Annotated in this window: 1 protein-coding gene; it reads right to left on the reverse strand. The window is 21.1% G+C overall.

Annotated elements, in window-relative coordinates; translation table 11 throughout:
- Window positions 1-50: 50 nt before the first annotated feature.
- Window positions 51-215 carry a hypothetical protein gene (locus H2277_RS09100; RefSeq protein WP_337201977.1) on the reverse strand — a complete coding sequence of 55 codons (165 nt, stop codon included), beginning with the start codon at window positions 213-215 and terminating at the stop codon, window positions 51-53.
- Window positions 216-630 lie beyond the last annotated feature (415 nt).

Raw genomic sequence — 630 nt, forward strand, 5'->3', positions numbered from 1 at the left:
CTAGCATAGTTGGGGTAAATTAAGACATATAAGGATTATCTATTTATTCTTTATCTAAAATTTATTTCCATGATGTTAATTTCATCTTCTATTTCTTGCGTATTTTTTAAACATAGTTTTATTTTGTTTGCTCCCATTGGGGTTAAAACAGTGAAATATCTAACATTGTTTTCATAAAAGTCCCAAATTTCATCAAATTCTGAATAATTTGCCAACCCATATTCCTTAAATTCACATTCTTTATAGATTGATTTTAAAAATTTTGGCACTTCATTAAGAATAAAAAGTATTTTTATTTGTTCTTTTTGAGAGCTAAGATCTAATTCTTTAACTAGATTATTTTGATATGTTTGTTTGATTGTTTCTATTATTTTTTCATTTCACAATTTTTTAAATCATTAAGATTGACATCTATTTCTTTTTTTTTAACTCTAATTCTTGGGCTTGATAATTTATATTTTTACAATTAGAATTTTGTAATAATAATATATTTAATGTTTCATCACTTTTAAGAATTAATTTTGCTATATTCATCATTTTGATATTTAATTCTAATATAGCATGAAAATCTTTTTTAGATAGAAAACTATTTTTACATTTTTTTAACATCTAAATTTTCATTAGATAAAA

The organism is Campylobacter sp. W0014, from assembly GCF_020135975.1.
In the GTDB taxonomy this organism is placed as follows: Bacteria; Campylobacterota; Campylobacteria; order Campylobacterales; family Campylobacteraceae; genus Campylobacter_D.